9 protein-coding genes are annotated in these 6,277 nt (G+C 74.5%); 5 read left to right on the forward strand and 4 right to left on the reverse strand.

Going from position 1 to position 6,277, the window contains the following annotated elements; translation table 11 throughout:
- Positions 1–485 (reverse strand): NAD(P)-binding domain-containing protein (locus B7L92_RS30545; protein WP_174704046.1); only part of this gene is annotated, 485 nt, incomplete at its 3' end.
- A 60-nt stretch (positions 486–545) separates the two neighbouring features.
- Here B7L92_RS30545 and B7L92_RS30550 point away from each other — a divergent pair.
- Complete coding sequence (locus B7L92_RS30550; protein ID WP_081240581.1) at positions 546–896, forward strand: winged helix-turn-helix transcriptional regulator; 351 nt, start codon at positions 546–548, stop codon at positions 894–896.
- Positions 897–1,057: 161 nt separating this feature from the next.
- The gene (locus tag B7L92_RS30555; protein WP_081240582.1) at positions 1,058–1,519 is read left to right on the forward strand and encodes a GNAT family N-acetyltransferase; all 462 of its coding nucleotides are present in this window, start codon (positions 1,058–1,060) and stop codon (positions 1,517–1,519) included.
- 43 nt (positions 1,520–1,562) lie between these two features.
- Here the strand turns inward: B7L92_RS30555 and B7L92_RS30560 are convergent, their stop codons facing one another.
- Together B7L92_RS30560 and B7L92_RS30565 are read right to left on the reverse strand one after the other, a co-directional pair.
- Positions 1,563–2,156 (reverse strand): DinB family protein, encoded by a 594-nt coding sequence (locus B7L92_RS30560; RefSeq protein ID WP_081240583.1) that lies wholly within the window; start codon positions 2,154–2,156, stop codon positions 1,563–1,565.
- Positions 2,153–3,073, reverse strand: coding sequence for a GNAT family N-acetyltransferase (locus B7L92_RS30565; RefSeq protein ID WP_081240584.1), 921 nt, complete (start codon positions 3,071–3,073; stop codon positions 2,153–2,155). The genes B7L92_RS30560 and B7L92_RS30565 overlap by 4 nt, the downstream gene beginning before the upstream one ends.
- Positions 3,074–3,226: 153 nt before the next feature.
- Here B7L92_RS30565 and B7L92_RS30570 point away from each other — a divergent pair, with 153 nt between their 5' ends.
- From B7L92_RS30570 to B7L92_RS30580, 3 genes are all read left to right on the forward strand, one after another.
- Positions 3,227–3,832, forward strand: coding sequence for a helix-turn-helix domain-containing protein (locus B7L92_RS30570; protein ID WP_081240585.1), 606 nt, complete (start codon positions 3,227–3,229; stop codon positions 3,830–3,832).
- Positions 3,833–3,909: 77 nt separating this feature from the next.
- Positions 3,910–4,554 carry a hypothetical protein gene (locus B7L92_RS30575; protein ID WP_081240586.1) on the forward strand — a complete coding sequence of 215 codons (645 nt, stop codon included), beginning with the start codon at positions 3,910–3,912 and terminating at the stop codon, positions 4,552–4,554.
- 138 nt (positions 4,555–4,692) lie between these two features.
- Entirely contained in the window at positions 4,693–5,025 is a 333-nt protein-coding gene (locus B7L92_RS30580; RefSeq protein WP_081240588.1) for a DUF2516 family protein, read from the forward strand.
- A 33-nt stretch (positions 5,026–5,058) separates the two neighbouring features.
- Here the strand turns inward: B7L92_RS30580 and B7L92_RS30585 are convergent.
- Positions 5,059–6,277, reverse strand: a 1,219-nt coding sequence (locus B7L92_RS30585) for a PP2C family protein-serine/threonine phosphatase (protein ID WP_081240587.1), incomplete at its 5' end; no start/stop codon positions are given.

Below are 6,277 nucleotides of genomic sequence, written 5' to 3' on the forward strand. Positions count from 1 at the left end.
GTCCCGAGGAGCTGTACCGCCAGCACCGGCCGGTGCCGGCGGTACAGCTCCTCGGGACCGCTGAGCAGGAACACCGCGTCGTCCGTGCCGATGGTCGGGGTCGGGGTCATGATCGCGCCGTCCAGGTAGTGGACGCCGTGCCGCCCGGCCCACTCGGCCGTGTCCCGGGCGCGCTCCGGGGTGTCGGCGCTCAGGTTGACGACCGTGCGGCCATCGAGCGCGGCGGTGACCGCGTCCCGGCGCAGCACGGCGTCCGAGGCGTCGTGGTTCACCACGCAGACGACGGTGAGCGGGGAGGCGGCGACCGCCTCCTCGGGCGAGCGCGCCGGGACCGCGCCCCGGGCGACCAGCTCGCCGTCCCGGCCGGGCGTGCGGTTCCAGACGGTGGTGCGCAGCCCCGCGGCCAGGAACGCCCCGGCCAGCGCCCGGCCCATCGGGCCGAGCCCGAGGAGGGTGACGGCGGACTGGTCGGTGTGCACGGACATCATTCGACTCCCGTAACGTGATGGCTGATTGCTGATAAATCCGATGAAAGGGGGTGCGGCGTGACGCACCGGCGCCAGGACCCGGACGTCTGCGGAGTGACCGCCGCGATCGCCGTGATCGAGGGCAAGTGGAAGACCACACTGCTGTGGCTGCTGGAGTCCGGCCCGCACCGGCCGGCCGAACTGCGCCGGCGGGTGCCCGGCCTCACCGAGAAGGTGCTGACCCAGGCACTGCGGGAGATGGAGGCGGACGGACTGGTGGACCGGCGGGTCCACGACGTGCTTCCGCCGAAGACCGAGTACTCCCTGACCGCGTTCGGCCGCGACCTCGCCGGGGCCCTCGCCCCGCTCGCCGACTGGGGGCACCGCCGTCTGGACAGGATGACCGCGACCACCCGGCCGGTGCCCTGACGACCGCCGTCGTCCGCGTCACCTCCGTCCCCGCGTGTCCGGCGGCCGGCCGCGTCCAGGTTCGCGCAGGGCCGGGACGCTGCCAAGTACGCACAAAAAAGTGGGTGTGCGGGTCCGGGGCCCGCCGCGGCCCCGGACCGCCGAGGAGAGGGGAGAACACCGTGCTGATCAGGGCCGCCCGGCCGGAGGAGGCGGAGGCGCTGAGCCGCCTGGCGCTCCGTTCGAAGGCGCACTGGGGATACGACGAGGCGTTCCTCCACCGGTGCCGGGAGGAGCTGACCCTGAGGCCCGGGGAGGTCGTACGGCGGCGGACCGCCGTGGCCGAGGACCGGGGGCGGGTGGTCGGGTTCGTCACCGTCGAGGGCGGCCCGCCCGAGGGGGAGCTGGGCATGCTGTTCGTCGATCCGCCGGCCATCGGCGGCGGGGTCGGCCGGCTGCTCTTCGAGCACGCCCTGGCCGTCGCCCGCGCCCTGGGCCTGGAACGGCTGCGCCTCGAGGCCGACCCGAACGCCGAGCCCTTCTACCGGGCCATGGGCGCCACCCGGGTCGGGCTGGTGCCGTCCGGGGCGGCCGTGGGGCGGTCGCTGCCGCTGATGACCGTCGAGGTGGAGCGGCACCGGTGAGGGCGGCGCGGTCCCGGGCGCGCCGCCCTCGGCGCGCCCGGCGTCACGCGTTCCGGTCGGCTTCCCGCGCCGCGCGCTCCAGCCGGTCGCGGTGGGCCTCCCACCACGCCGGGTCGCCCGGCGGCACGCCGACGTTGTCCTTCCGCATCCCCACGGAGCCGTCCAGGAGTTCCCGGAGGATGTCGGCGTGTCCGGCGTGCCGCTGGGTGTCCGCGAGCACGCGCACCACGGCCCGGTGCAGCGTCACCTCGTCCTCGCCGTCGGGCCACCACGGCACCCTGCCGACCGTGTCCGGCGGCAGCGCGTCGATCGTCGCGTCCGCGTGCGCCCACGCCCGGCGGTAGAGCCCCACGATCCGCTCGCGTGACTCCTCGGCGGTGGCCCACATGTCCGCGTGGGGTTCGGCACCGTCCTCCAGCCAGGGCAGCGGCTCGCCGGAGGGGCGGCCGAAGACCTCGCCGAGGTAGCCCAGTTCCACGCCGGCCGCGTGCTTCACCAGGCCCAGGAGGTTGGTGCCGGTCGACGTCAGCGGACGGCGGACGTCGTACTCCGAGAGCCCTTCGAGCTTCCACAGCAGGGCGTCGCGGGCGGACTGCAGGGAGAGGCGGAGGTCGGCCCGGGGATCGGTGGCGGTCATGGGCGTCCTGTCGTGGAGGGGGCCGGGTGGTCGGGCCGTGCGCTCGCCGCTCCGGCGGGTGCGAAGTCGTACACGGCCCAGTCGGTGAGCGTGCGGTAGCCGAGGCGCTGGTAGAGGGCGTTGCTGGTGGGGTTGGACAGGTCCGCGAACAGCACGACGTCCCTCGCGCCCGCGGCCAGCGCGGCCCGGCTCACCTCCGCCGTCACGGCACCCGCGTAGCCGCGCCCGCGCAGGTGGGCCGGGGTGTAGACGACGTCCACCTGGACCTGGCCGCCGATCAACGGGTTCATGCCCGCGAGGGAGACGGGGGTGCCGTCCGGGGTCTCCCAGAGCGTGTAGCGCTTGTCGGCGAAGCGGGTGTCGGCCCACGTGTCGGCGTCGATGACGACGTCCTCCCCGACGGCCTTGGCGAATTCGCCGCACCAGAACATGACGTGGTCGAGGTCCTGCTCGCCCAGGACGCGGCCCCGGCCCGCCGGCGGCGGCTCCGGTGGGGTGAGCGTGCCCAGGCGGTACAGGCGGAGCCGTAGGTCGCGGAGTCTCGGCGTCGCCCCGGTGTGCCGCTGCCAGGCCTCGGCGAAGGCGGTGGCCGTGCCGTGGTCCGCGCCGACGGAGGGGAGGGAGTGCCCGAGGGCGGCCAGGTGGGCGGCGAGGGAGTCGGCCTGCTCGGGCGTGAGCGGGGAAGGGCCGAGACCACGGTGCGGGAGGCGGTGGAAGGCGGCGTGGACCTCGCCCGCCCGCTCCAGCGCGCCGAAGACGGGGGCCTCGGTGCCGAACGCCTCCGCCCCCCGCGCTCGCACCCTCTCGGCCCAGGTCAGCTGCATGACGTGCGGGCCGGGCCGCGAACGCAGGAAGTCCCCGGCCCGGGCGAGGAAGTCGTCGACGTCTTCGGTGAGGTACCACTCGTCCGATCGCATGCCCCATGTTGTCCCATGCCGTGGGCGCGTCCCGCTGGTTTTCCGCCGGGGCGAGGCCGCGGGACCCGGTCCGCCGCCCGCCCGGAGCACCCGGTGGCACACTTCTGCAAGCGGATGCTTGCAATAGTTAGCAGGGTGGGGCAAGGTGGAGGCATGGCATCGCTCAACGTCGGCAATCTCGGTGAGTACCTGCGCGAGCAGCGGCGCAACGCGCAGTTGTCGCTGCGGCAGCTCGCCGATGCCGCCGGGGTGTCCAATCCGTACCTCAGCCAGATCGAGCGCGGACTGCGCAAGCCGAGCGCGGAGGTGCTGCAGCAGGTCGCCAAGGCGCTGCGGATCTCCGCCGAGACGCTGTACGTCCGGGCCGGGATCCTCGACGCCGAGCGGGACCGGGACGAGGTCGAGACGCGGGCCGCCCTCCTCGCCGACCCCACGCTGACCGAGCGTCAGAAGCAGGTGCTGCTCCAGATCTACGAGTCCTTCCGCAAGGAGAACGGATTCGGCGGAGCCGAGGACGGGAAGGCGACGACCGGGACGGTCGACGCGGCCGAGGCGGCCGACGGCGCCGACGGGAGCGACCGTGCGGAGGACGTCCAGGACGTCCCGGACGGCGGCGCGGCGATACGCCGGAGCCGTACGGCCGGCGGCGGCGCCTCCGCCGGACGCCGTGGCTCCACCAGCAGGAGCGGCACGTCCGCCGGGCGCCGTCCCCGCACGACCGGCGGAAGCGACACCGATCCGCAGCAGACGGCCGGTTGAGCCGGACCAGGGCACCGGCCGCCCGCCGCGGACCACACGAACCCTCAGCCGAAACAGAATCCGGGAGGACCATCACCATGGCCATCACCGACGACCTGCGCAAGACCCTTCGCAACCCGACCCCGCTCTACTTCGCGGCCGGCACCGCCGACCTGGCCCTGCAGCAGGCCAGGAAGGTGCCGGTCCTGGTGGACCAGCTGCGCACCGAGGCCCCGGCCCGCATCGAGGCCGTGCGCAACACCGACCCCAAGGCCGTCCAGGAGAAGGCGACCCACCGGGTCCGGGAGACGCAGGAGACCCTGCAGGCCAAGGTCGGCGAGTTCTTCGGCTCCCTCGACACCGACCTGAAGAAGCTCGGTGAGACCGCCCAGGACCTCGCGCTGCGCGGGGTCGGCGTCGCCGCCGAGTACGCGGTCAAGGCCCGGGAGACCTACGAGAAGGTCGCCGAGCACGGCGAGCAGGCCGTGCGGACCTGGCGCGGCGAGGCCGCCGAGGGCATCGAGGACATCGCCGTGGCCGTGGAGCCGTCCGCCGAACCGAAGCCCGTGTCCCGGCCCGAACCGGCCGCGGCCGGGGACGCCAAGCCCGTCGCGACCCCCGGGACCGCGGGGACCGGGTCCGCCGGGGCCGGCCCCGCGGCGGTGAGGAAGCCCGCCGCCGCCAAGAAGGCCCCGGCGCAGCGCAAGGCCACGACCAAGAAGACGCCCCCGCCCGCCAAGTAAGCGGCGGGACGGGACCGGTCGGCGGAACGGGCCGGGCACTCTCGCGGTGCCCGGCCCGTTGTCCGGATAGCCGACCGGCGGTTGCGGGTACGGTTGCGGCGTAGGGACGAGCCGAGTCGGGTGGTGGACGTAGTGCTGATGCAGGGATTCGCGGGGTTGATGTGGCTGCTGAGCATGGCCCTGATCCTTTTCAGCGGTTTCGCGCTGATCGACGCCGCCACGCGCCGTGAGGACGCCTACCGCGCGGCGGACAAGAAGACCAAACCGTTCTGGCTGATCATCCTGGGGCTCGCCTTCGTGGTGAACCTGATCTTCGACATCCTGTCGTTCCTGCCGATCATCGGACTGATCGCGACCATCGTGTACATGGTCGACGTCCGGCCCGCCCTGCGCGGCCTCCCCGGTGGCGGGCGCAGCCGCAGGGGCTCCAGCAGCGACGGTCCGTACGGCCCGTGGAACGGCGGCCGGTAGGAAGCAGCCGCCGGCCGGCACCGGCCGGCCGGGCTACGGTGCGCGGTCCAGCAGCAGGACCGCCACGTCGTCCGTCAGCTCGCCGCCGTTGAGGTCGCGGACCTCGCTGACCGCCGCCTGCAGCAGTTCCTCGCCGTGCAGCCCCGCGGTGAGCTGTCGGCGGACCATGTCCACCATGCCGTCCTGGCCGAGCCGCTCCCCGCTGTCCCCGACCCGGCCCTCGATCAGACCGTCGGTGTAGAGCATCAGGCTCCACTCGGCGCCCAGCTCCACCTGCATCCGCGGCCAGCGGGCGCCGGACAGCAGACCGAGGGCCGGGCCGTTGTCGTCGTAGGGCAGCAGCCGCGCGGGCAGGCCCGGGCGGACGAGCAGCGGCGAGGGGTGGCCGGCCAGGCACAGGCCGGCCCGGCAGCCGTCCGGGGCGATGTCGACCGTGCACAGGGTCGCGAAGATCTCGTCGTCCGCGCGTTCGTGCTCCAGCACCTGCTGGAGCGTGCCCAGCAGCTCGTCGCCGCACAGCCCCGCCAGGGTCAGCGCACGCCAGGCGATGCGCAGCTCGACGCCGAGGGCGGCCTCGTCCGGGCCGTGGCCGCAGACGTCGCCGATCATGGCGTGCACGGTGCCGTCCGGGGTGCGGACGACGTCGTAGAAGTCGCCGCCGAGCAGGGCGCGCGAGCGGCCGGGGCGGTAGCGGGCGGCGAAGCGGAGCGGGGAGCCCTCCAGCAGCGGGGTCGGCAGCAGCCCGCGTTCCAGCCGGGCGTTCTCCTGGGCGCGGAGCCGGCCCTCGGCGAGCCGCCGCTCGGCGGAGTCGGAACGCTTGCGCTCCACCGCGTAGCGGATCGCCCGGCTCAGCAGCCGGCCGTCCAGTTCGTCGCGGACGAGGTAGTCCTGGGCGCCCACCCGTACCGCCTCCGCGCCGCGCTCGGTGTCGTCGGCCGAGGTGAGCGCGAGGACGGCGTGCCGGGGCGCCAGCTCCAGCACGTGCTTGAGCACGGCGAGCTCGTCGTCGTCGCCGCCCGCCCGGCCGGGCGCGGGCAGCGCCAGGTCCAGCAGGATGCAGTGGACGTCGTCGGTGAGCAGCCGCTCGGCCTCGGTGAGGTTGCGGGCGGTGCGGACGCGGATCGGCTTGCCGGCCTGGTCGAGCAGGTCCGGCACGATCGGCGAGCCGCCGGGGTCGTCCTCGATCAGCAGCAGGGTGAGGTTGGTGGGGACGGCCGTCTCGGCCCGGTCCGGTGCGGTCCCGGCCGGGACC

Origin of the sequence: Streptomyces viridosporus (assembly GCF_002078235.1) — a bacterium.
GTDB classification, from domain to species: domain Bacteria; phylum Actinomycetota; class Actinomycetes; order Streptomycetales; family Streptomycetaceae; genus Streptomyces; species Streptomyces viridosporus.